23 protein-coding genes and 1 rRNA gene are annotated in these 22,889 nt (G+C 58.7%); 13 read left to right on the forward strand and 11 right to left on the reverse strand.

Annotated features, from left to right (window positions below; all coding sequences use genetic code 11):
• Positions 1 to 135 precede the first annotated feature (135 nt).
• Together rrf and AC05K6_RS02980 are read left to right on the forward strand one after the other, a co-directional pair.
• Positions 136 to 253: ribosomal RNA gene (gene rrf, locus AC05K6_RS02975) — 5S ribosomal RNA — on the forward strand.
• A gap of 88 nt (positions 254 to 341) precedes the next feature.
• Positions 342 to 1,853 carry an MFS transporter gene (locus AC05K6_RS02980; protein ID WP_476727728.1) on the forward strand — a complete coding sequence of 504 codons (1,512 nt, stop codon included), beginning with the start codon at positions 342 to 344 and terminating at the stop codon, positions 1,851 to 1,853.
• A 15-nt stretch (positions 1,854 to 1,868) separates the two neighbouring features.
• Here AC05K6_RS02980 and AC05K6_RS02985 read toward each other — a convergent pair whose 3' ends face one another.
• Positions 1,869 to 2,885 carry a pseudouridine synthase gene (locus AC05K6_RS02985; protein ID WP_476727729.1) on the reverse strand — a complete coding sequence of 339 codons (1,017 nt, stop codon included), beginning with the start codon at positions 2,883 to 2,885 and terminating at the stop codon, positions 1,869 to 1,871.
• A gap of 21 nt (positions 2,886 to 2,906) precedes the next feature.
• Between AC05K6_RS02985 and AC05K6_RS02990 the strand changes: the two genes are divergently transcribed.
• The 3 genes from AC05K6_RS02990 (at position 2,907) to AC05K6_RS03000 (ending at position 5,104) form a co-directional block, all read left to right on the forward strand.
• Complete coding sequence (locus tag AC05K6_RS02990) at positions 2,907 to 3,062, forward strand: hypothetical protein (protein WP_448306787.1); 156 nt, start codon at positions 2,907 to 2,909, stop codon at positions 3,060 to 3,062.
• A 220-nt stretch (positions 3,063 to 3,282) separates the two neighbouring features.
• The gene (locus AC05K6_RS02995; protein ID WP_293790382.1) at positions 3,283 to 4,194 is read left to right on the forward strand and encodes a universal stress protein; all 912 of its coding nucleotides are present in this window, start codon (positions 3,283 to 3,285) and stop codon (positions 4,192 to 4,194) included.
• 145 nt (positions 4,195 to 4,339) lie between these two features.
• Positions 4,340 to 5,104 carry a TetR/AcrR family transcriptional regulator gene (locus tag AC05K6_RS03000; RefSeq protein WP_448306791.1) on the forward strand — a complete coding sequence of 255 codons (765 nt, stop codon included), beginning with the start codon at positions 4,340 to 4,342 and terminating at the stop codon, positions 5,102 to 5,104.
• On the opposite strand, the gene yidC is transcribed toward AC05K6_RS03000, so the two are convergent.
• A complete protein-coding gene (gene yidC / locus AC05K6_RS03005) occupies positions 5,101 to 6,081 on the reverse strand; it encodes a membrane protein insertase YidC (protein WP_293790388.1) in 981 nt (326 codons plus the stop codon). The genes AC05K6_RS03000 and yidC overlap by 4 nt on opposite strands.
• A gap of 138 nt (positions 6,082 to 6,219) precedes the next feature.
• Between yidC and AC05K6_RS03010 the strand changes: the two genes are divergently transcribed.
• Together AC05K6_RS03010 and AC05K6_RS03015 are read left to right on the forward strand one after the other, a co-directional pair.
• Positions 6,220 to 7,017, forward strand: a complete 798-nt coding sequence (locus tag AC05K6_RS03010; RefSeq protein ID WP_293790391.1) for a class E sortase — start codon at positions 6,220 to 6,222, stop codon at positions 7,015 to 7,017.
• Positions 7,018 to 7,203 carry a hypothetical protein gene (locus AC05K6_RS03015; RefSeq protein WP_476727730.1) on the forward strand — a complete coding sequence of 62 codons (186 nt, stop codon included), beginning with the start codon at positions 7,018 to 7,020 and terminating at the stop codon, positions 7,201 to 7,203.
• Between the two features lie 38 nt (positions 7,204 to 7,241).
• Here the strand turns inward: AC05K6_RS03015 and AC05K6_RS03020 are convergent, their stop codons facing one another.
• From AC05K6_RS03020 to AC05K6_RS03035, 4 genes are all read right to left on the reverse strand, one after another.
• Positions 7,242 to 7,829, reverse strand: a complete 588-nt coding sequence (locus AC05K6_RS03020; protein WP_448307149.1) for a DUF2020 domain-containing protein — start codon at positions 7,827 to 7,829, stop codon at positions 7,242 to 7,244.
• Positions 7,830 to 7,878: 49 nt separating this feature from the next.
• Positions 7,879 to 8,226: a histone-like nucleoid-structuring protein Lsr2 gene (locus tag AC05K6_RS03025; protein ID WP_473963972.1), complete on the reverse strand. Its 348-nt coding sequence runs from the start codon at positions 8,224 to 8,226 to the stop codon at positions 7,879 to 7,881.
• Positions 8,227 to 8,439: 213 nt separating this feature from the next.
• Positions 8,440 to 10,212 (reverse strand): alkaline phosphatase D family protein, encoded by a 1,773-nt coding sequence (locus AC05K6_RS03030; protein WP_476727731.1) that lies wholly within the window; start codon positions 10,210 to 10,212, stop codon positions 8,440 to 8,442.
• A gap of 58 nt (positions 10,213 to 10,270) precedes the next feature.
• On the reverse strand, positions 10,271 to 10,897 hold the full coding sequence (locus tag AC05K6_RS03035) for a DUF6474 family protein (RefSeq protein ID WP_448306799.1): 627 nt from the start codon (positions 10,895 to 10,897) through the stop codon (positions 10,271 to 10,273).
• A 142-nt stretch (positions 10,898 to 11,039) separates the two neighbouring features.
• On the opposite strand from AC05K6_RS03035, the gene AC05K6_RS03040 reads away from it, so the two are divergent.
• Both AC05K6_RS03040 and msrA read left to right on the forward strand, forming a co-directional pair.
• Positions 11,040 to 12,719 (forward strand): TM0106 family RecB-like putative nuclease, encoded by a 1,680-nt coding sequence (locus AC05K6_RS03040; RefSeq protein WP_476727732.1) that lies wholly within the window; start codon positions 11,040 to 11,042, stop codon positions 12,717 to 12,719.
• A gap of 32 nt (positions 12,720 to 12,751) precedes the next feature.
• Positions 12,752 to 13,474 (forward strand): peptide-methionine (S)-S-oxide reductase MsrA, encoded by a 723-nt coding sequence (gene msrA / locus AC05K6_RS03045; RefSeq protein ID WP_476727733.1) that lies wholly within the window; start codon positions 12,752 to 12,754, stop codon positions 13,472 to 13,474.
• Positions 13,475 to 13,498: 24 nt separating this feature from the next.
• On the opposite strand, the gene AC05K6_RS03050 is transcribed toward msrA, so the two are convergent.
• Together AC05K6_RS03050 and AC05K6_RS03055 are read right to left on the reverse strand one after the other, a co-directional pair.
• The gene (locus tag AC05K6_RS03050) at positions 13,499 to 14,140 is read right to left on the reverse strand and encodes an LppP/LprE family lipoprotein (RefSeq protein WP_239388109.1); all 642 of its coding nucleotides are present in this window, start codon (positions 14,138 to 14,140) and stop codon (positions 13,499 to 13,501) included.
• Positions 14,141 to 14,415: 275 nt separating this feature from the next.
• The gene (locus AC05K6_RS03055; RefSeq protein WP_293790415.1) at positions 14,416 to 15,018 is read right to left on the reverse strand and encodes a superoxide dismutase; all 603 of its coding nucleotides are present in this window, start codon (positions 15,016 to 15,018) and stop codon (positions 14,416 to 14,418) included.
• 248 nt (positions 15,019 to 15,266) lie between these two features.
• Here AC05K6_RS03055 and AC05K6_RS03060 point away from each other — a divergent pair, with 248 nt between their 5' ends.
• The 3 genes from AC05K6_RS03060 to AC05K6_RS03070 all read left to right on the forward strand — a co-directional run bounded on the left by AC05K6_RS03060 (position 15,267) and on the right by AC05K6_RS03070 (position 18,252).
• The gene (locus AC05K6_RS03060) at positions 15,267 to 16,271 is read left to right on the forward strand and encodes an L-lactate dehydrogenase (protein WP_448306807.1); all 1,005 of its coding nucleotides are present in this window, start codon (positions 15,267 to 15,269) and stop codon (positions 16,269 to 16,271) included.
• Positions 16,272 to 16,390: 119 nt separating this feature from the next.
• Positions 16,391 to 17,311 carry a glycerophosphodiester phosphodiesterase gene (locus AC05K6_RS03065; protein ID WP_476727734.1) on the forward strand — a complete coding sequence of 307 codons (921 nt, stop codon included), beginning with the start codon at positions 16,391 to 16,393 and terminating at the stop codon, positions 17,309 to 17,311.
• 68 nt (positions 17,312 to 17,379) lie between these two features.
• Positions 17,380 to 18,252: a DUF5926 family protein gene (locus tag AC05K6_RS03070; protein ID WP_476727882.1), complete on the forward strand. Its 873-nt coding sequence runs from the start codon at positions 17,380 to 17,382 to the stop codon at positions 18,250 to 18,252.
• A gap of 18 nt (positions 18,253 to 18,270) precedes the next feature.
• Here AC05K6_RS03070 and AC05K6_RS03075 read toward each other — a convergent pair whose 3' ends face one another.
• Genes AC05K6_RS03075 through AC05K6_RS03085 form a run of 3 tightly spaced genes read right to left on the reverse strand, consistent with a single transcriptional unit; the run spans position 18,271 to position 21,798 of the window.
• Complete coding sequence (locus AC05K6_RS03075) at positions 18,271 to 19,632, reverse strand: LCP family protein (RefSeq protein ID WP_476727735.1); 1,362 nt, start codon at positions 19,630 to 19,632, stop codon at positions 18,271 to 18,273.
• Between the two features lie 38 nt (positions 19,633 to 19,670).
• Positions 19,671 to 20,408: a CPBP family intramembrane glutamic endopeptidase gene (locus tag AC05K6_RS03080; RefSeq protein ID WP_476727736.1), complete on the reverse strand. Its 738-nt coding sequence runs from the start codon at positions 20,406 to 20,408 to the stop codon at positions 19,671 to 19,673.
• Positions 20,398 to 21,798 (reverse strand): amidase family protein, encoded by a 1,401-nt coding sequence (locus AC05K6_RS03085; protein ID WP_476727883.1) that lies wholly within the window; start codon positions 21,796 to 21,798, stop codon positions 20,398 to 20,400. Before AC05K6_RS03085 ends, AC05K6_RS03080 begins: the two co-directional genes overlap by 11 nt.
• Before the next feature lie 95 nt (positions 21,799 to 21,893).
• Between AC05K6_RS03085 and pheA the strand changes: the two genes are divergently transcribed.
• A complete protein-coding gene (pheA, locus tag AC05K6_RS03090; RefSeq protein WP_476727737.1) occupies positions 21,894 to 22,889 on the forward strand; it encodes a prephenate dehydratase in 996 nt (331 codons plus the stop codon).

Genomic DNA, 22,889 nt, shown 5'->3' on the forward strand with positions numbered 1-22,889 from the left:
TGCTTTGACGTTTAAAAGTGGTTTTTGTCGCAAGGGTTGTGTACTCGCGTTTGTTATGCAGTGTCTGGAACGGCACTACACACCAGCGAACCCTGGGGTTTGGTTGGGTGTGTGTTTTGTTCTGATTATTGGTTTGTCGGTGGTTGTTAGCGGTGGGGTCACGCCCGGTCCCTTTCCGAACCCGGAAGCTAAGCCTACCTGCGCTGATGGTACTGCACCTGGGAGGGTGTGGGAGAGTAAGTCACCGCCGGCACTTAAACTGAATGATTGAGGGAGTGTGTGCGTTAATTCGCACACACTCCCTTTTTTATGCCCAAATTCGGATTGGTAGAGTTTTAACCATGACTGATAAGCCAGCTACAAATTCACCACTCCAACGCTGGCTACTCCTCGCTGTAGTTTGCGTAGGCATCACCATAATTACGCTCGACAATACGATCCTCTATACGGTGCTTCCCAGTCTGGTTGAGGACCTTGGCGCAACCAGTACCCAACAACTGTGGATTGTCAACGCCTACCCTGTCGTCATCGCTGGCCTTTTGCTCGGTACCGGGACTCTCGGAGACAAGATCGGTCACCGTCGAATGTTCATTACCGGACTGATTATCTTCGGTGTGGCATCCTTCTTGGCTGCCTTTTCCTATAGTGCCGCCGTCCTTATTCTCGGCCGCGCACTGTTGGCAGTGGGTGCGGCAATTATGATGCCCTCGACTCTGTCACTCATTCGATTGACTTTTACCAATCCCCGAGAGCTTAATCTGGCCATAGGAATCTGGGCGAGCCTTTCTACCATCTCTGCGGCTCTTGGCCCCATCGTCGGCGGATTGCTCCTCGAAGCATTTTGGTGGGGATCGTGCTTCCTCGTCAACGTTCCGCTTGTCCTTGCTGCCCTGGTGGCTCTTCCTTTTGTATCTATATCCGAGAATCCAAATCCCAATAAACACTGGGATCTGGTCTCTTCTATATATGCAATGGTTACCCTCGTCAGTGCCGTTCTCGTCATTAAAGAGAGCACTCACGTACCACAGAACTGGCCAGTCATTGGGGTTGCTGTCGTACTGTTCTTCGCCGGCGGATGGGCCTTCGCGCGGCGTCAAGAAATAATTGCACAACCCCTAATTACCCTCGACATTTTCCGTTACCCAGCTTTCCGCTCCGGGGCTCTTGGCGCAGCCTTGTCGATGTTCGCGCTTGCGGGGTTGCAATATATCACCACTCAGAAGCTGCAGCTCGCCGATGGCCTTAGCCCGTTGCGTTCGGGCGTGTACGTGACCTTTGCTGCATTGGGTGCATTGGTGACGTCGATCTACGCAGGAGCGCGCTTAGCCAGTCTCGGCATTAGACGGCTGATCGCCGGAGGAATGGGGGTTGCCACGCTCGGGGGCGTAGTTCTGTGCCTTTACGGTCTTGTGGGATCGACGCCCCTTCTTCTCAGTGGCCAATTCATCATGGGCGTGGGGCTCGGCGCTGTGATGTCGGTAGCCTCCATTGCGATGGTGTCAGGTGTGCCGAGCCACCGAGCGGGAATGGCCTCAGCAGTAGAGGAAGTTAGCTATGAGTTCGGTTCACTAACCTCAATAGCGGTGCTTGGAAGCCTCGTGACATTTTTCTATTCACTGCTGATTAACATTCCCACAGACGCTCCTGCGGAGGCACAGGAGAGCCTGCACTCGGCGGTGCACCTGACACACGCTGCAGAGGCAAGCTGGGCAGACCCCCTCCTCGCTGCAGCCGATACGGCCTACTCACAGGCCTATGCTCTCATTTCTGCATTAGTCGTCATCGTGCTGGCAGTTGGTTCCCTCTATACGGCTCGTATTCTGCGGGGCGTAACAGTGGAGCTGGAAGACTGACGCGAGCCCCCGCCTCTAATAGCGGCTAATAAATGTCCGCGGTTCACCGGTCAGTGGATCGGGGAAGTGAAGCTCCTTTGCAATAAGACCCATGGGGGTAGCAAAGTCCTCGTCTTCCACGTAAACCGGCCGGGGAGTTGGGGCGTCCATACTAAAGAGAGCGTCATCCGAAAGATCGCTATACAAAGGGTCGTTGATGATCGGCAGGCCCAGCGAACGTAGCACGACTCGCAATTGGTGCGTTTTGCCGGTACGTGGCTCCAGGCGCCAGACCAAGACTTCGCGACCATCGCGCTGCTCCGTACGCAGACCAGTAACAAGCGTGACGGCATTCGGAGGTCCCGCGGTCAAGATTGTGCTGAGATGCCCGCGTGTTTTGGACATGCTGTGCTCCAGCTGCCACGGATGCTCTGGTGTCGGAAGATCCCACGAGCGCCAGGCAGCCAGTGGGGCAATAGGGTCGAAGGGGGTCTCCTCGGGGAGAGGAGTAAGTGCCTCGTAGACCTTGTGGGGGATACGGCGCTCGAACATCGTCTGATAGGCACCCCGGATCTCCGGACGGGCGGTCATTAGCAGCACCCCACGGGTCAAGCGGTCGAGGCGATGGGAGGGGGAAAGCTCCGGAATGCCGAGCTGTACCCGTGTCTTTACCAAAGCAGTTTCCGTAATGTGCTGACCGCGCGGGAGAGTGGCGAGAAATGGTGGCTTATCAACGACAACGATATCCGCATCCTGGTGAAGCACCGCGATCTCACCCGGCACGGGGCGTTCGGGTGCGGGGCGACGATAGAAATTGATAAAACTACCGGGGCGCAGAATATCGTCGGGTGCGAGTGGCTCACCGGAGTCGAGGCGTACTTCGCCAGCGGCGAAGCGTTCTAAAACGGCGCTAAAATTATCATCTTTTGCTCGGTGGCGTTGGGCGGAAATGAGGTGCCACAAAAAATCTTTTGCCACCCACGGCGTGTCGGTAGCTGGGGGAACAAGAATCCGCGTAGGATTAAGCCCCTTTTTTACTGGTAACGGTCCCATCAATCCGATATGCTACCCGGCATGGATATTGCTGCAATTACCGGTTCCCTGACCAACCTGTTCAAGAGCGAGCTTGGCGGTGTTCTGCTGAACATCTTCCGCACCCTCCTCGAGTTCTTCTCTCCCTCCAACGCACCCGCTGCTGACGACGTTCCGCTGCCCAACACTCGGGGCTAGTTTTCCTTAAAGGAAAAGGTTTGCGCCTATCGCGCAACTGCCACGACTACCACACGACGACTAAACGACTACTTAAATTTCCACTCACAAGGTGTCCACATTGTCCCGAGAATAGGGGCAAATGGGCGCCTTTTCTGCATTCATTAGGGCTTTTGAGGATAATGGAAAGTGTTAGAGGATCAATCGAAAAATCCCCCTGCAAGGAAGGATCGTTTCCCCAATGGCTACCACGAGCGATAAGGAAATCATCGTCGCAGTTGATGGCTCAGACGCCAGCAACGAGGCCGTTCGCTGGGCTGCAAACGCTGCCCTGAAGCGCAAGCAGCCGCTGAAGCTGGTGAGCGCCTATACCATGCCTCAGTTCATGTACGCCGACGGAATGGTTCCGCCGCAGGAGCTGTACGACGAGCTCGAGAGCGAAGCTGGCGACAAGATTGAAAACGCCCGCAAGATCGTCACCGACTTTAGCTCCGACATTGAGGTCAGCTACCTGGTTAAGGAAGGCGCTCCGATCGATACTCTGCTGGATCTATCTGAGACCGCAGAAATGATCGTTATGGGATCGCGTGGCCTGGGCGGCCTGTCTGGCCTGGTTATGGGTTCTGTCTCCAGCGCCGTAGTTTCTCACGCTGATTGTCCTGTAGTGGTTGTGCGCAAGGACAACGACGTCACCGCTGACAATAAATACGGCCCGGTTGTGGTCGGCGTGGATGGCTCCGAGATTTCCCGCCAAGCTCTGAAGATCGCCTTCCGTGAGGCCGAGGCTCGTGGCGCCCTGCTGCGCGCAATCCACTCCTGGACGGATAACCAGATCCACACTTCCTATGTAGGCCTGGTGGACGCCCAGAACCAGATGGATCGGATGATCGTCGAGCGCCAGGACATGATGGAAGACGAGCTGAAGGATCTCATCAAGGAGTACCCGAGCGTACAGGTCGAGGAGATCGTTGAGCGCGAACGTCCAGTACAGTCCCTGACCGAGGCAGCGAAGGATGCTCAGCTGTTGATTGTCGGTTCTCACGGACGCGGCGGCTTCAAGGGAATGCTGCTGGGATCAACCTCCCGCACCCTGCTGCAGTATGCACCGTGCCCAATGATGGTTGTCCGTCCGAAGGACAAGAAGCACAAGTAGAAAATTGCCGGCAATTGCTGGCTATATAATTCAGATCCTGTAGAGTCCAATGGGCTTTGCAGGATTTTGTAAACTTGGGGCTGGTACGAGCGCCCCAAAGCTTTCAAATAGATCTTTACGATCTTTACGATAAGGAGTTAGGTAGATGGCAACCGCAGAGGAAAATTCCCGCACGGCGGGCTCCGCAACCTCTACTGACTCCTCCGCCGCTGCACACGACGGGGCGTCAACAAAAAAGGCGCCTACCAAAACCGCGGCAAAGAAGTCTGCGGCGAAGAAAACAACTAAGAAGGCCACGAAACAAGCGACGCGATCGAGTCGCCGCAATCGTCCCGGACCACGCCAACGTCTGTTGGCCAGCGCCACGAACCTGTTTACGACGCAGGGAATCCGTGTGATCGGTATTGATCGCATCCTGCGCGATGCAGACGTGGCAAAGGCCAGCCTTTACTCGCTGTTCGGTTCCAAGGACAACCTGGTGGTGGCATACCTACAGGAACTGGATCAAAAATGGCGAGCTGACTGGCACGAACTGGCGGATCCACGGGAGAGCCCGGAGGATCGCATCATCGCCTTTTTCGATCTGTGCATACAGCAGGAGCCTGACAACAATTTCCGTGGTTCCCACTTTCAAAACGCCGCCAGCGAATACCCACGCCCCCAGACTGACTCGGAACAACGTATCCGCGACGCTGCGATGGAATACCGTCGCTGGTGCCGTGACACGATGGCCGAGCTACTCACCGAACGCTTCGGCTATGCTTCACAAACACTCGCTGACCAGCTCATGGTCTTCATGGACGGTGGCCTGAGCGGCGCCAAAATGTCCCGCAATACTGTGCCTCTGGAGACCGCGCGGGGGCTGGCGAAGCAACTGCTATTGACGGTGCCAATGAGCTATAACATCTAGTTATTCTGATCTTCCGCAGCAGGCTTTTCCTGCTCTGCGATCGCGGTGGGCTGCCCATTCTTCTTGGACTTGCGCGCCAGCTTCTTTTCCTTCTTCCGCTCGACGTGTTTCTCCTTCATAGCATTGCGGTGCTCAAGGAACTCTTCGGAGTAGGGGATCTTGCGGTCTAGAATCCGCTGGATGGATATCGTCTGCGCGGTGGTCCATAGGTTGTTACCCACCCAGTAGACCATCAGCGCCACCGGGCCAACCGCACCCAGGGCAATGGTAAACGGGGCGATAAGCACGATGGGGCCGATGAGCCACATGAGCTTGAGAAGCCACCGAGCCATTGCGGAATTGTGATCCACCGTGAGGTAATTGCGGTACATCGAGTACGCCCAGTTGGAGGTCGTAAAGACTGCAGCCACGATGGCCATGGGGAATACGACCCAAAAGACTTGATCCATAGTGGTATGAATCTCCGCGAACTGCGACTCCGACATCTGCACATAGGCAGCGAGTGGTACGTCGAAAAGCTTCGCGGAGAGCAACGATTGAACCTCTTCGGCATTCAGCGGGCCGAAGCCATTGACCGACGCATTAACCTCCGGATCCGGACTGGTGACGTGGATAAGCATGCGGTACAGACCCAACAGCACGGGGAGCTGCACAAGCATAGGAACACAACCATCCGAAAAACGGTATTCGTGCTCTTTTTGCAGTTCGCGCCGCTTCTTGGACAGTTCCTTGCGAGCCTCCGGCGTATTGTCGCTGTATTCCTGCTCTAAGCGATAAACCTTAGGACGAATGTTCACCAGAATGCGGCTGGAATAAGCCTGCCGATAAACAAAAGGCAAAAGCAGACCGCGTACGGTGACGATCATGAGAACAAGTGCCAGCAACCAAGATTGAGCCGCATCCCAACCGAAAATATCGGCGAATAGGTAATGCCATGCCTTGAGGAATAGGGCAACGGGATACTCGACTATCTTCATGCAGGCGAGCTTACTCGCCACCTCAGGTAGTTGCGGGATAGGCTGTGTCGTGGGAGTGGTGGGGGAGAAGCGTGGGAGAAACGAAAGAGCCTGTAGCTAACACCGGAAATAATGCCTAAACGTAGTACCATGTGACGCATGGGAAAGCACCGGCGCCAGGCAAAAACACGACTCGACCCGATTAGTGTTTTTGGCGAAATCCTTATTACGTTCGGTGTAGTTGCCCTACTTTTTGGTTTCTGGGACGTCTTTTGGACGGATATCCAATCCGGTCGCGAGCAGGCAGCCGTTGCCCATCAGTTAGATGAGCAGTGGGACGAGAAGAACCCCCGCCCATTAACTGAGCCGGCGGAAGGTACCGCGTTTGCGCGCCTGTTTATCCCTTCTTTCGGTTCGGATTTCAATTTCTCCGTGGTCAAGGGGGTCGCCGATGGAGACCTGTCCAAGGGGCCCGGGCACTATCAGGACAGTCAGGCGCCCGGTCAGCCTGGAAACTTCGCCATGGCCGGTCACCGAGTGGGCCGTGGCTCCCCCTTCAATGACCTCGGCCTGCTAAAGACCTGCGATTCCGTTGTGGTGGAAACTGCAGGAAGTTGGAATATTTATCGCGTGCTGCCCATCGATGCGGCTCCTGGTAATCGCAAGTCGGAGGCTGAGAAGTGTATGTCCCCCGAGTTGGCGCAGAAAGTGTCTAGCGGTGAATATGCGGGTGTTAATGGCCGCTATATCACCACCCCGAACGACATTAACGTCATTAATCCTATTCCCGGCCAGTCGCGTATTGAGGTGCATCCGGACGATGCTGCACTGCTGACGATGACTACTTGCCACCCGCAGTTTTCCAATAAGGAGCGCATGATCGTCCACGCGGCTCTCGTTCGTTCCGAGTCCAAGAAGGATGGGAAGATGCCCAAAGAATTGACGGAGGGAGCCTAAATGTACGCAATGCTATGGCGGAACCTGCCGGGGCCGTGGTGGGTCAAACTATTCATCGTTTTGGCGCTATTAGTGGGGATCTTTTTCCTATTGATGGAAGTCGTATTCCCCTGGATCGGCCCAATGATGCCCTGGACTGACGTGGGAGTCACCGAGGGACTGCTACGAATCGCCAGCGATACTTAGAACCTGACTAGAACAAGACCTAGAGAAATCTAGCGAACCTAGAGCTTAAGGTTCTTGATCGTCTCTTCGGCGATCTTCTGAGCCTTCACGGACTGTTCCTGAGCCGTGGTCACCACGACCGCCGTTTCGTCCTTCCACACTGCGTACACCGCGCCGGACTTGCCGTCACCACCGCGACGCCCGCCGCTCCACCCCTTTGGCTCGAGGGCCTTCAGCGTGGAATCGATCGGTGCAGCGTGATCCACCACGGCTATGGCATCCGAATTAGTGCGCATGTGCCTGACCATTACCGTGGCCTGTGGGTAATCTTCGTAGGACCAGAACACGCAGGCAGGCGGATCGAAGCGTTCGTCGGTACCCGTGCCGGTCAAGCGCTGACCGTTGGTGTTCTGCAACCACTCGCCGTTCAGGTAGGGGCACACCTCTTGGCCGCCTTGACCCACATGCTCTGGTGCTGCCTCGATAGGAAGATCTGTTCCCTTTACCGGATCGACGGTGCGCTCCGTTGAAGATTCGGATGTTGGGGAATCGTCCCCCGATTCGCCCCCGCAGGCACTTACGCTAAAGGCCAGTGCGACCCCTGCTACGAGCGCGAGAGATGCCTTTTTCGCTTTATGACGCCCCAACTTCGACAAACCTCGAATCTCCTGTTTAAGCGGGATTTATCGTCGCTTTTTACTTGCCCTGCGCCTTTTCGAACTTCTCGATGACATCGGCGGAAATGCGGCCTCGCTCGGAGACTTCCACGTTATTCTCTCGTGCCCATTCGCGGATCATACGGTTGCGCTCTGGATTGGCGCTTCGGTTTGCCGTGCGACGGCCAGCGGCGCCGCCACGGGTCTTGCGGCGTGCAACCTGGACAAAGGGAGCCAAAGCCTTGTCAAAAGCATCACGGTTCTTAGCGGACAAATCAAGGGTGTAATCGATGCCATTGAGGCTGAAGTCAACAACGTTGACTTCGTCCTCGGAAAGTGGCGTGTCGTCTAGATCATCGAAGAACTGGGTAATTTCGCGGCGAGCCATCTGTATATTCCTTCCAGTTAAAGGGTTTGTGGCCTAGGCCAATGTTTTTCAGTAACAAGTGTAGCGCTAGATCAACAAATTTCAATGGAATGAAAATGAATTAGTATTTTAATGATAAAAATGCTGGAAATGAGGCGTCGTAAAGAAAGAGATAAATAGAAAAATACCCCCAGGGGTGAACCTGAGGGTATTTAAGAGGCAGCCTAACTCGGATTAGCGAGCGGAGTGCTGAGCCGGGTCAATGCGTACATTGGACGTGTGGATGCCCTCGCCCCACTTGGTGCTTGCAGCCTTGGCGAAGTGCAGCGGCTGATTCGGCTTGAGCTTGCCGTCTGGTCCGAGAGCCAACCAGTTAGCATCCACTGCGTCCTTCGTCACGCGCACGACCGTGTAGCCGTGGGAGTCGAAGTCCAGGTACTTCACGTGGCGGTTCATGTTTGTAAACGCGTACTCCACGGTGTGGGACAGAGCGTTATCCTCCGGCAGCTTTAGGATGTCGTCGATGTTGGACGAGGTGACGGAGGTGCAGACGATTTCGACGCCGGCGGTGCCGCCGTTCGGGTACGTGCCCGGGACAGCCGGAATATCGTTAGCCCACGAAGAGTGAATATCGCCCGTGAGCCACACGGTGTTGCGGATCTTGTTGTCCATCAAGTACTTGATCACGCGGCGACGTTCTGCGGCGTAGCCATCCCACTGGTCAAAGTTGTACGGCATGCCCTCCTCCGGCAGCCCCAGCAGCTGCGTGACAGCCCTGGTGGCCTGCGGATCCAGCGGCGGGATCAGCACCGGGCTGAACATTACGGAGTTGCCGATGAAGTTCCAGCGGGCCGTGGAGGTGGACAGCTTCTTGGTCAGCCATCCGAACTGTTCAGAGCCAAGCATACTGCGGGAGGCGTCGTCAGTCTTGCGAGCGGAGGTGAAGCTGGGCTTTTCGTTGCGGTAGGTGCGCAGGTCCAGCATGTTCAGCTCAACCAGGTTGCCGAAGGATAGGTTCCGGTAGATGTGGCCCTTTTCAGACAGCGGGGTGGCGCGAATCGGCAACCATTCGAGGTATGCCTGCATCGCGTTGTTGCGGCGGGCGTGGAAGTCGCGCTCCTTGTTGGGCTGGTGATTCTCCGCACCGTGCGCCCAGTTGTCGTTTGCGACCTCGTGGTCATCCCAGGTGACGATCCACGGGCAAACAGCGTGCGCAGCCTGCAGGTCAGCGTCGGTGTGGTGTAGCGCGTAGCGCTGGCGGTAATCAGCCAGGGAGACGATCTCGTTAGCCGGCTCGTGCAGGCGAACCGAACCGGTCTTTCCCGTGTACTCACCGCGTGGGTACTCGTAGATGTAGTCGCCGACGTGCAGGGCGTAATCGATATCGCCACGCTTAGCCATGTCGCGGTATGCGCTGAAGTAGCCAGCCTCCCAGTTGGAGCAGCTGAACAGGGCGAAGCGAAGTTCGGAGATGTCCGCGCCCCGAGCCGGTGCGGTGCGGGTTTGGCCAACCGGGGAGGTCTGACCCTTGCGCGGGCCATCGGTGGTGGTGAAGCGGTAGAAGTAGCCGGTGTAAGGCTTCAGGCCGCGTGCCTCGACCTTCACCGTCATGTCGCGCGAGGGTTCTGCCTTCGCGGTGCCAGAGGTAACGATCTGGGTGAACTTGCTATCGGTGGCAAGTTCCCACTTCACGGTGGTGGCGTTGCCCTTCTCCAGGCCCGGGTAGTCGTTCTCATTAGAGGTCACGCGGGTCCACAGCAGCACACTGTCGGGATAAGGGTCGCCGGATGCAACGCCATGTTGGAAGGCCGCCTTTCCCATCTTCATATTGATCGGCTTGTCCGCTGGCTTCGACGAACCGAGCGGAGCGGCGGAAGCAGTGGAATTAGCAGCGACGGTGCCGATGCCAACTGCAGCTGCACCGGCGGCGCCAGTCTGGAGAACCTGACGGCGAGTAAATTGCCCGGACTGAGCCGGAGTGGAATGTTCCTGAGGGTTGTTCGTCATAACCCTTATGAAACCACGCTCAGTTGAGTTTTGCTGGACAAGGGTCCAAAGCTGGATTCTACTTTTTCTTGGCCTTGAGCTGTGCCTCTACCAAGTCCAGCTCATTGGAGACGGAGCGCAGCACGCGCTTACCCGGACCCGTGTCCATGGACTTCGAGTTCTCGATAGCCTTATCCAGGTCGTCAAGACGATCGGAGATGTCCTTTGCAAAGCCACCAGGAACACTCTTGTCCAAGGACTGGCGGATCTTCTTGATGCGTGCCTGCTGCATTCCACCGTCACCAGGGAATTGTGCGTTGGCCTTGGGGGTCAGGCCCATGCGACGGGCGGCAGCGTCGTTCGAGGCCTCCTGCAGCATGGTCACGCTGCGGTAGAACAGCGGGATCGCAAAAGGTGCGGCAACGCGGGCGGCGCCGACGACCCGGAGCACCCTCTTGGAATTAAAACGACCGGCCTTGATTTGCTCCAGAGAGGCCTTCGCCATCTTCTCGTTGTGCTTGCGCTGCGCCTTGAGCTCCTTGGCATCCATCTTGCGCACCTGTTTGGCCGTCTTACGCAGGTAGGCTTCCTTGCGCTTTTCTAGCTTAGAGTCGGCCTTTACCTGTGCCTTGGCGCGAACCTTCGCAGCCTTTTGGATGGCCTTCTTTTCCTGACGGCGCTTGCGCATACCGCTGAGCAGTCCCATGTCACTCCGATGCGAATTGATCTGTCTTACTGTTCAACCAGATTACTTAACAAACATCTTTACTGTACGCGCTTCACTGTACTTCGACACCCTGGGGAGGCGCGCAACCCAACCGGCCAACGCGCTAGGCTTAGAAACTATTGTGAGCCTGCTTGAAGAACTTCCGCCGCTCAGCCCCCGTGACCTAGTGGGCTGCCGCCACCGTGCGGCACTTCGGCGTCACAAAGATCCGCAAGCACAACAAAAACAGCAGACACAACAGGCTGCCCCGCGTCTCCACATTCCGCAAGACCTCGAGGCTTACACCGAGGCGATCCAGCACAAGGTCAATGCGACGATTCGCCGGGAGATGGTTTTCCAATGCCTTCCCAATGTGCCGCGCATAGGCGACAAGGTATTCCCCAGCCGGGTGGATATCGACCCGGCTGATCCCGAAACAGCCGTTGAACAAACTCTGGAAGCGATGGCTGCCGGGGTGCGTTTGATTACGCGACCCGTTGTGGCCGAAGGATCTTTTCGTGTGGAGCTGGACCTCCTGGTCCGCGCCGACCTCGGCAAGGGGGTCGACGAGTTTATGCAGTACACGCCCGTCGCCATATCTTCGCATTCCGTGGCGCGCCGCGCGAAGTCCACGCAGCTTGCGGACTGTCGGGTAACGGACATCGGCGCATTGGGGTTAGCAGTGCCCGTCCCGATCAATTTTCGCCACCGCGCCGCTGCCGGAGATGCTCAAAAGGTCGCCATGGCTCACGTTGTGCTCCAGCAGTGGGGCTTTGCAGCCGACACCGTGGCGCTGATCGGCCGCGCCGGGCCCGGTAGGCCACGCTGTTTCTTTTTTGACGCCCCCTCTGTCCTCCCCGGATTGCAGGCTGCGTTGGAAGAACCGATTCCGAGCGGTCCGCGGCGGATTAAGGAGTGCCAGGCTTGCGAGTTTCACAACCACTGCCGAGCTCAGCTTCTGCAGGAACTAGAAATCAGTCTGTTGTTGCCGGGGGATAAAGCCCGGAACTGGCGAGAGAAGGGGATTGAAACCCTTCCGCAGCTGGCGGCCTCGGGCAATGGGGAACATCCGCAGTTAGCACAGGCATGGATGGACGGGCAGGCTGCACTTCGCCGTCCACAGGAACGCTGGTTCGAACAACCGGAACTGTGGGGTGGAGCAAAGCGAAACACTGACGGTGGCCTGCGGGACTGGGTGGAGATCGACGTGGATATGGAGGCCCACCCGAACCGTGGCACATTCCTCTGGGGAACCTTCGACGGTTCGCGCTATATCGGTTTCGGAGACTTTAGCCGCGAGGGAGACGAAGGCCAGCACGTTGCGGAGTTTTGGCATTGGATGCAAGCACGCAAAGACCACGCGGTGGCCGCTGGCAAAAACTTCCAAGTTTGGGTGTACGCAGCCCAGGGGGAAAACTACTGGCTACGCCACGCAGCCGAGCGCTATGGTGGGCGCCGCTACAAGATCGATGGGATGAACCAACAGGTAACAATGCCAACGCTGGAGCAAGTCAATGCCTTCATCGCCTCAGAACACTGGTGCGATTGCTTTAGCTTAGTGAAGAAAGCACTGGCGCCCACGGATTCTCTGGGATTAAAGACGGTGGCTCCGCTGGCAGGCTTTGAATTCAGTCAGGCCGGCATTAACGGAAAGGCTGCGGTGGAGCTTTTTGAGCAGGCCATCGGCGGATCTCGCGGCACTGCGCAAGCCGCCCGGCGTAAGCTGGAGCGCTACAACGCCGATGACTGCGTAGCTACCTCGACAGTTCGCGCGTGGCTGCGAAGGGGCGCGCCGGGGCTACAGGAACTGCGGCGTCAATAAAGTAAGAAGCGCAAGAGGGAGAGTATCCGAGCATGACCAACTTCTTTGACCGCATCATGGCGCTCAACGCCCAAGGGCCGTATCGGGCCGAGCGGGTCGGCCCGGAGGACGCACTAAAGGGCGGTCGGACTCCTGTGTTGGCGGATCCGCAGCCGAATGTGGTGCTGGGAACCCCGCTAAGTGGGTTAGAGGATGCCTACTGGGCGGAGAACCTGCAAAAACCAGCGCAGATCGTCTGCGGATTGGGCTGCTTCTGGGGAGTGGAGCGCATGTACTGGGGAGTGGACGGAGTGTGGGGAACTTCCGTGGGGTACGCGGGTGGCTACACTACTAACCCGGCCTATCGCGAGGTGTGTACGGGGCGAACGGGACATGCGGAAGTGGTGCGCATCGTGTTCGACGAAGCAGTAGTGAGCGTGGAGCAGCTGTTGCAGATCGCCTTTGAGAATCACGACCCAACCCAGGGGGATCGCCAGGGCAATGACGTGGGGACGCAATATCGCTCTTGCGTGTACGCCCAGGATGCTGAGCAGTTAGCTCGGGTGCAACGAGCCGTCGATGGTTGGCAGCAGCGCTTTACCGATGCGGGTTTCGGGGAGATCACTACCGAAATCGCTGAGCTGGCTAATGCGGGTGACGGTAATTACTACCTCGCCGAAGATGAGCATCAGCAGTACCTACACAAGCACCCCGACGGGTATTGCAACCACGGCTCTAATGGCGTGAGCTGCCCCGTCGGGGTGTTGGGTGACTAGCTGTGACTAGCTAGCGTTTGTACCTTAGTGGCCTCCGATTTCCTTGGGGAGGTTCTGGTTCGGGATGCGGCCTTCGGGCACGACCTTGCTGCCATCCCAGCGGAAGGTGACATCAGAGAAGTACTTGCCGGCCATGACATTGGCCTCGCCCGATTCGCGCAATGCCTCCCAGTCGCGCATACGCACCTTGACGGAGTTGGGGGTGGTGCGGAGGATCTCAGTCTGCTGAATCGTGTCGGACGCAATGCCGATGTACTTGCCCTTGTGGAAGAGCATCAGCTGCGTGGCGAATTGAGCATTACCCTGCCTTGCCTGAGTGATCAGCGCGTAGCTGAGATCGGAGCACGGGTTGTAGTTGGTCTGATTCGTCAGCTTCCAACCGTAAGGGTTATGAGGGAGCTTGCTGATGTTTTCAGTGATCTCCGGAGCGTTCGAATCTATCGGGCAATCCTGAGCTCCGTGGGCGCCATTGCCTGTGCGGGGGCTGGAGGCTGCGGCGTTGTACGTCTTGACGTTGGCGGATGCGGCGGGAGCCGCTGCGTCCTCGGGCGCCTTCTCATCACCGCAGGCAGCAGTGCCCAGCAGCAGACCGGACATGGCGATTGCGGTGCCGATCAGACGTGTACGACGGGTGCGAAAAGTGTGGTGGGTGGTCGGAGTCTTCATCGTTCTCTCCAATCTTGGAAGTGTGCGAGTGACTGTCTGCATAGGCCAGGCATGAAAACCGACCCATGCTGTGGATGCTTCCTCAGCTGGGTGAGCGAGAATGTGGGAGTCGAGTGAGTTGAAACCCCGCCCACCTTGATGGCTGGGGACGCAAAAGGCCCCATATCGATTGCCAGAATTTTTCTCCGGCGGATATAGGGCCTGCCTTATTCAGTTGGGAAATTATGAAGTTATGTATGTAGTTCTAGCGCTATGGAGTTGTAGAGTGCTTCGGGCTACTTCTTGGCAGCCTCGTAGCGCTTGGCAACCTCATCCCAGTTGAAGACGTTCCAGACAGCCTTGACGTAATCTGCCTTAACGTTCTTGTACTGCAGGTAGAAAGCGTGCTCCCACATATCCAGCAGCAGCAGCGGGGTCAGGTTGATGGACAGGTTACCATGCTGATCGGTCATCTGCTCAACAACCAGGTTGCCAGCGATGTGGTCGTAACCCAGAACCGCCCAACCGGAGCCCTGCAGACCCAGAGCAGCGCCGGAGAAGTGATCCTTGAAGGCCTCGAAAGAGCCAAAGTCACGGTTAATGGCCTCGGCCAGCTCACCAGTTGGCTCGCCGCCGCCATTCGGGGACAGGTTCTTCCAGAACAGAGAGTGGTTGGTGTGGCCACCCAGGTTGAAGGCCAGATCCTTGGACAGTGCGGTAACTACGCCAGCGATGGAGCCATCCTTACGGGCGGCCTCCAGCTTTTCCAGAGCAGCATTAGCGCCATTGACGTAGTTCTGGTGGTGCTTGGTGTGGTGCAGCTCCATAATCTCGCCAGAGATGTGGGGCTCCAGAGCGTCGTAAGCGTAATCCAGCTCGGGCAGTTCGTACTTAGCCATGGTTTCTCTTGATCCTTTCACACGTTGGAAGTGCCTGTGACAACAAGTGTGACGGCAAAAAACTGTTCCTGCAAGGTTTTTTCTCATGAACTTCTTAATTATTGACGCCGTATTCCAAAAGTTCAATATTCAGAAACCTTTGAGGTGAGGTTGGTTGGACGTGTCGCTATGCTGGCCGGTGGCGTCAGAAAAAACGGCAGCTACCAACTAGCAACCAGCAGCACCTAGCAAGGAAGAAGGCCAAAACGTTGACGGCATCTACTGGGCAAGAACAACCACTTAACCGCAACAACACCGCAGCACCAACCCCCGGCTCCAAGATCGTCCTGATCGGCGCGGGTGACGTTGGTATCGCTTATGCATACACCCTGGTCAACCAGGGGCTCGCCGATCACCTCGCCATCATCGACCTGGACGAGCGCAAGACCTGGGGTCACGTACAGGACCTGAACCACGCAGTGCCGTGGTCCCATCACAACACCCGCGTGACTGTCGGCACCTACGAAGACTGCCGCGATGCCGCAATGGTCTGCATCTGCGCGGGTGCGGCGCAGAAGCCGGGGGAGACCCGACTCGACCTCGTTGCCAAGAACACCTCCATTTTCCGCAAGATCGTCGGCGATGTGATGGAGCATGGCTTTGACGGAATTTTCCTGGTTGCCAGCAATCCAGTGGACATCCTGAGCTACGCAACGTGGAAGTTTTCCGGACTGGATTCCAGCCGCGTGATCGGTTCCGGCACGATCCTGGATACCGCCCGTTTCCGTTATGGACTGGGGCAGTACTTCGGCCTTGCGCCGACCTCGGTGCATGCCTACGTGATCGGCGAGCACGGCGATACCGAATTGCCAGTTTTGTCGGCAGGTTCCGTGGCAGGCACCTCGATTCACCACCGACTCGAAAAGATGGGTGAATCCGCAGGCGAGGATGTAGACGAGATTTTCGTCAAGACCCGCGACGCGGCCTACGAGATTATCCAGGCCAAGGGCTCCACCAGCTTCGGCATCGGTATGGGGCTGGCGCGCATCACCCAGGCGGTCTTCAGCAACCAGGACGTTGTACTGCCGATCTCCACGTTGCTGGAAGGGGAGTACGGATTCGAGGATATTTACATCGGCACTCCCGCCGTGATCAACCGCCAGGGCGTGCGCCACGCGGTCGAGCTGCAGCTAAACGACGAGGAGAAAGAAAAGTTCGACCACTCTGCAACCGTGTTGCGCAAGGTTATGGAGGAAACTGGACTGCTCGGGTAAGTCAGCTAACTCAGCTCTTGAAAGCGGCGGGGCTGCGTAAGTAAACAACAGATGAAACTTGCGTTCGCTCCGCTGTTAGCGGATGCCGGTTGCCCTCCGGCGCACTAAGAATGGAGGGTATGAAAATTGTCGCCCACCGCGGAGCCTCCAAGGAACGCCCAGAACACACCCTGGCAGCCTACGAACTGGCCGAGCAGAGGGGCGCCGATGGCTTCGAGTGCGACATCCGTCTAACACGCGACGGGGAACTCGTGTGCCTGCACGACCGCACCATCGACCGCGTGGCGGTGGAAAAACCAACGAAGTCAAGTGGCGTAGTCAGCGAAATGACGCTGGCAGAGCTGCGGGAACTCAACGTCGGTACACCCGAGGAGCCAGCGCAGGTGCTGACTCTTCGCGAGCTTCTGACATTCTTCAACGATGTCAACTCTTCACGCACTGCTGCCGGGCAGGAGCATAGCCAGAGGGTTGGCGATGCGGACGCGGAGGACGGGGCGTCGTTAAAGAAAGAGCTATTCATCGAGACCAAGCACCCGAACCGTTATGGCCCCAAGGTCGAACACGCCCTGCACTACGAGCTGCAGCGGGCACGCCTGGCGGATAGTGCGCACGTGCACCTGATCAGCTTCAGCCCCCAGTCACTGGTGCGCTTTAAGATGATTAACCCAGCCATCCACCGCATTTTGCTGCGACGTGAGTATCAACGCATGCTGAATCCGGGGCTTCAGGCACTGCATGTTGTCGACGCCCACGGCCTGTCCGTTGCACGGGGACGGATTCGTCCGGACATTATCGGTCGCTTTGGCGATGGCACGTATGTCTGGACCGCGGACAAGGAAGACGAGGTGCGCTGGGCCGCGCGACAGGGCGTGACGTGGCTGGCGACGAATTACCCAGGGCGGGCACGGATGTGGCGCGACGACGAGCTGGGGTGGGGCAGCACAGCAGACACAGCGGGCACAGTGAACACAGCGGGCAAAGTGCGCACAGTGAGCAGAGCCGACGTAGTAGAAGAAACAGGCGCTGCTGCTATTTCTTAAGCGCAGCCCAGGTACAATAAATCACCGTGGCTAAGAAGAAAAAGAACCAAGAGAACCTGCCCGAGGGCATGAGCCGCCGTCAGGCTAAGCTCGCTGCCCGCGCCGCCGAGCGTGCGAAGCTGCAGAAGGATCCCCGCCCCTTCGATGGTTTTGCCATGGAGGCCGATCTTATCGCCTTGCAGGAATTCGTCCCCTCGGCGCACTTCGTTGCCGATGTGAAGGACGCGGAGCACAAGATCTCCATCGTTACTGTCCTGCCGGGTGCTGTTGCTGCCCTGCGCCGTTCTGAGGAAGACGGCGGGGAGGCCTTCGTTGCGCTGCAGACCCAGCGCCGGGGCGATAACCCGAACCGCGACCTGGCTTATGCCCTGAACTGGGTGAAGCAGGCCGAGCCGGGACAGTCCCTGGAGGTTGGCGTGTCCGACGGCACCGAGCCCGCCCTCGAGGACATCCTGAACAAGGACACCGAGGCGGACATCACCGTTGCGCAGGACTTCGGTTGGTGGCTGACCGAGGAGAACCGCAACAACCCGCAGATCGCTGCCACCCTGCAGCGTGCCAACGATTCCGTGCTACCTTCCGAGCGTATCGACGCGAACATCAAGGGCGCGGCATGGTGGATTGACCCCTCTGACAAGGCACACATCCGCTGGGTGCGCCAGGAGAGCGAAGAGCAGCTGCTCAATGCACTGGCACGCCTGCACGCAGCTGGTGAGCTGCACCTGGGTGAGGGCTCCAAGCTCGCCGGTGTGTTCCGCACCCACGGCATCCTGGTTCCGGTGTGGGATCTGGATCGTACCCGCGAGGCAGCGTCCTGGAAGGAAGGCCTGGAGGCCCTGGATCCGAAGATCGAAGAAGCCCTGGCCAAGGACACTCCGCTGACCGCCGACGAGCAGAAGGCCAAGCAGACCATCCAGTCCCGCGAGGTCACCATCCGCTAAGAGCGGCTATCCGACTCACTATCGGAGCTGAGAAAACATTTCCTCTGCGCCGGCATCGTCCCACAATGCGACGTTGCCGGCGTACGTGTCTTCGTAGCCCGCGATCGGCACCGTCTCCTGCTTCGCACCGCCGGCCATAGCCATTCCCAGCGAAGCGAGGTGCCACACATGGTCACCCTCGTTGACCTTCATGTTCGAGCTCAAGGAATCGGCAACCTTTAGGTTCCTAAACGGGTTGAGCAGCGTGCCGGGCGACTTGATTTTCTGCGACAGCGCAGCCAAGAACTTGCGCTGACGTTCCACACGATCCAGGTCGCCCTGCGCAGAGGTGTAGCGGGAACGTACATAACCCAGCGCCGTCGGCCCATCGAGCTCCTGGCATCCGGCCTGCAGTTTAATGCCTGCCATGGGGTCGTCCAACGGCTCATCCAGACACATCTCCACGCCACCGACAGCGTCAACGACATTGGCGAAACCGCCAAACCCAACCTCTGCGTAGTGGTCGAGGTGGATACCCGTCGCCTGCTCCACGGTTTGCTGCAGAAGCGCCGGGCCACCGATGGAAAAGGCCTGGTTGAGCTTGTTCTTTCCGTTTCCGGGGATGTCCACCCAGCTGTCGCGCGGCAGCGAGAGCATAGTTGCTTGTCCGCCGAAGCGAGGAATGTGCACCACCATGATCGTGTCAGTGCGGCCGACCGAATCGTTCAGCTCGCCGGCCATCAGGCGGTCGCCGTCTTCCTTGCTCAGCCCCGCGCGGGAGTCCGAACCCACCAGTAGCCAGTTCGTGCCGGAGGTGCCGCCCAGGCGGCCGTCATAATCCTGCAAGGCGTCAATTCGCTGCAACTTGGAATCCACCCACACAGCAGCGCCGATGCTCAGCGCGAGAACGATGGCCAGCAGCATTCCCACAATCTTGAAGAAGCCGAAACGCTTGCGCCTTTTGGGGCGCGGGGCGGTGCGGCCGCGGGGGCGTCGAGAAGGACGCGGGATTTCGCGGGAGCCTGGACGCGCAGAGCGACCGGAGTAGTTACCGAATTGCGGGTCGCCGAAAGGCTGACCCTGTCGGGGCTGCTGGGATGGACTGGGCTGGTAGTCCTGGGAGGCTCTGTAGCCCTGGTATTCCTGGCTGCTGTCGCGCGGAGGCAACGGTTCGGCACGGCGGTAGTGCGGCTTTTCGGGCTGTTCCGGACTGCTCGGTTGTTCGCGGCGGGGAGGCTCGGTAGCGCTCGGAGGAATGACGCCCCTACGCACGGGTCGCCCATAGCGATCCAGAAGGGGCTTGCCGTGCCGGTCCCGGGCGATCTCCGTGCCGTTTGCACGGTTGTTAGCGCCAGAACCTTCGCCGGAGCGCCCGGAGCCGAAATTGTCGCGAGAATTCATGGGCACAATAATAACTGGTCAATCGGCGCCGGATTGAGTTAGAAGAATGTGGCATAGCCTACGAATGCGACGGTATCGATCAGCCCGTGGCCGATCACTAGCGGCCAAATGCGTCCCGTCTTCTTGAAGTACCAGAGGTACACCACGCCCATGATGATGTTGCCCACTCCGGCGGAATAGCCCTGGTAGAGGTGATAGCTTCCCCGCAGCAGCGAGGACGCGGCGAAGACCCATGGCCAACTGATGCGCAGCTGTCTCAGACGGGTGCTTAGCCAGGCTACGACCACCAGTTCCTCCGCGAAACCGTTTGCCCAAGAGTTCACCACTAGAAGCGGCAAACGCCACCATGTGTCGTCCAGACCACTGGGAACGACCTGCTTGGAGAGCCCAAGGTGCACGGCGGCGAAATAGAAGGCCAGGCCAGGAAGGCCAATGACCGCAGCCAGGCCCGCACCGTGGAGCCAATCGCCTGTTTTTAGACGCCAGGTGCGCACCAGTGCGGGAGTAGGCAGGTGCCGTATGAGCAGAAACATTGCCAGCCCGCCCCAGGCGAAGAGTGCCCCGCTGGAAAGCAGCTGCAGAATCGGATCCAACCACGGTAGTTCCGATTGTGTGCGGTTCAGGGTAGTCGACTGCTCGTTGAGCGCCTCCGGGCTGACCACCGCCTCGACAAGACGCGCGATAGCCCGCAGTCCGCTCGTGCCGAAGGTGACAACGAGTAAAAGCAGGATTTCCCAGCGCAGCGCGGTGCGATTGTCGCTTGTACTAGTGCTCATGACTGTGACCGTGGCTGTGGCTGTGACCGTGTTCGTGACTGTGGCGGTTGTCCGGCTTCGCGCGAAAATCCAATGCCTCGATATCGCCCGGAACCGCAACGCTGAGATTGTCGACGGGGAGCTGTGAGGTGGCGTCCATAATAAAGGCCGCCAGCGAGAGCAATGTCTCCGCGCTGACCCGATTGCCCACCGCACCCAGCATGAGGGCGATGGGCCAACGACCAGGGACGCGCTCCGGGGAGACTAGCGGCACGGTGACACTGGCCCAGCCCGTGAGGTTCCACAAAGTGCCCCAGGGAGTCCAGGCGGTCTGCGCCCAAAAGTTATCGACTGGTGTGAACTGCGAAAATGCACCGGGTGTTGGTGGCGCGCACGCGAGGGTCGGGGTCGCGACGATATCGAACTCGGGCCATACCCGCTGTGGGTCGAGGCCGATGATCTGTTCTTCTAATTGTTGACGCCGCCATGCCGGTACCTGCCGACCCTCCTCGCGCAGCCACGCGGTGATCGGCGATAGTTTGCCGGGAAGATCCGCACAGCGGGAGGCGATGAGCTCGCGGAAAAGCTGGAAGGTAGCCGGCGGGTAGGGAGCGGGCGCCTGCGTGACGGATTCGACAAGCGGATGGGTGGTGGCTAGGGCAGTGGCTGCGGCGGTGGCTGCGGCAATGTCGGGGGAGACGCGACTGCGAGTGTGGAAAGGCTGGTTCGTGTAGCCGATACGCAGCGGCGAAGAACGGTACAGCGTGCTGTTGTCGGGCGCGGGGAGGCCATAGGCACGGGCGGTAGTCGGGAGATCCGCGGCGATAAAACCTTGAGCTACCGGCGAAAAAGTGCCGAATTGGTGATTGTGGGCGGGCTTGAGCGCCGCCAGGCCACAGCATGCCGCGGGGATGCGGATGGAGCCACCACCATCGGTGGCATGGGCGATGTTCACCAATCCACGGGCGACAACCACCGCTGCGCCGCCGGAGGAGCCGCCGACCATCATGCCCGGATGCAGCGGATTTACCGGCTCGGGCATCCCAATCGGCTCGGTGTAAGCGGTGGTGCCAAACTCGGCAGAAGCAGAGGCGCCAACCAGCGTTGCCCCGGCAGCCAGTAGCCTGTGTGCGGTCGTATCGTGATAGTCCGCGACAAAGCTATGGTGCACCGACCCCATCGTCGTGACTTCACCTGCGACTTGCTGCAGATCCTTGATTAGTACTTCCTCGCCGCTTAGAGGAAGGCCGGGGTGGCCACGCAGAAAGTCATAGCCGTGCGGGTTGTCGTAGACACGGGTGACGCCCAGTTGGGCGTTGTTAAGACCCGTGTCGCGCCGGGCACGGGCGAGGCGGGTGGCAAAAGTGCTAGTGCCACCTTGCTCGCTGAGGATGTCGGAGGTGCAGTTCATTGATTCCCAAGGATATACCCCGCGGAAGAAGCGGCCAGGCACAACGCGATTACACCCTCGCCGAGGCTGCGGGGGTCTCCATTAGACTGCGTTGCATGAGTGATTCTTCCGCACGCGTTGCCTTTTTAGGGCCTGAGGGCACCTTCACGGAGCAGGCACTGAAGCAGTTCAAAGAGCTCGGTGCGCTGCCGGAGGAGGCCACTGAAATTCCGGTCGTCTCGCCACGGGCGGCGCTGGACATGGTGCGTGACGGAGAGGCCGATTTCGCGTGCGTGGCGTTGGAAAGCTCGGTTGACGGTCCGGTGTCGCAGACGGAAGACGCACTGACCTACGGCACACCCCTGCAGATCTACCGCGAGGTTTTGGTTCCGGTCGTGTTTTCCATCCTGGTACAACCTGGTACTGAGCTGCGAGATATTAAGACTCTGACCACCCACCCCGTCGCCGAAGCACAGGTGCGCAATTGGGTAGCCGAGAATCTGCCGGACGTCGACTTTGTCCCCGCCGCCAGCAACGGAGCGGCTGCTGCTGCAGTCAAGGCCGGGCGGGCTGATGCCGCCGCCGCCCCGGCCCGTGCTGGCGAGATTCATGGTCTAGATGCACTGGCGGAGGGTGTGGCGGATGTCGCGGGTGCACAGACCCGATTCATTCTGGTCGGAAAACCCAGCAAACCTACCGCGCGCACGGGGAACGACCGTAGCGGCATGATCCTCTGGCTGCCGAATGTGCCCTCCAGCTTGCTGGACGCTATTGCGGAATTGTCCACCCGACAGGTGGATATGGCCCGCATCGGCTCGCGACCCCGCCGCACCGGGGCCAGGGGAGAAGGGGCGGCTAATGGAAACTATGTCTTCCATATCGGCGTCGTCGGCCATATCGAGGACGACGCAGTCGCCGAAGCTCTGGCTGGCCTGTACCGCCGCGCTGAGGAGGTGCGTTTCCTGGGCAGCTGGCCCTCAGCCGAGCCGTTGCCAGAGGCTGCAACGCATTCCAGCTATCCGCTGCGCCGTCATGCGGGCAGTGCCCCGCCGAACTACGCTGAATCCAGTAGGTGGATCGAGGAACTTAAACGCGGCGGAAAGGGCACCTAG

It is taken from the genome of Corynebacterium sp. TUM25020, assembly GCF_056388495.1.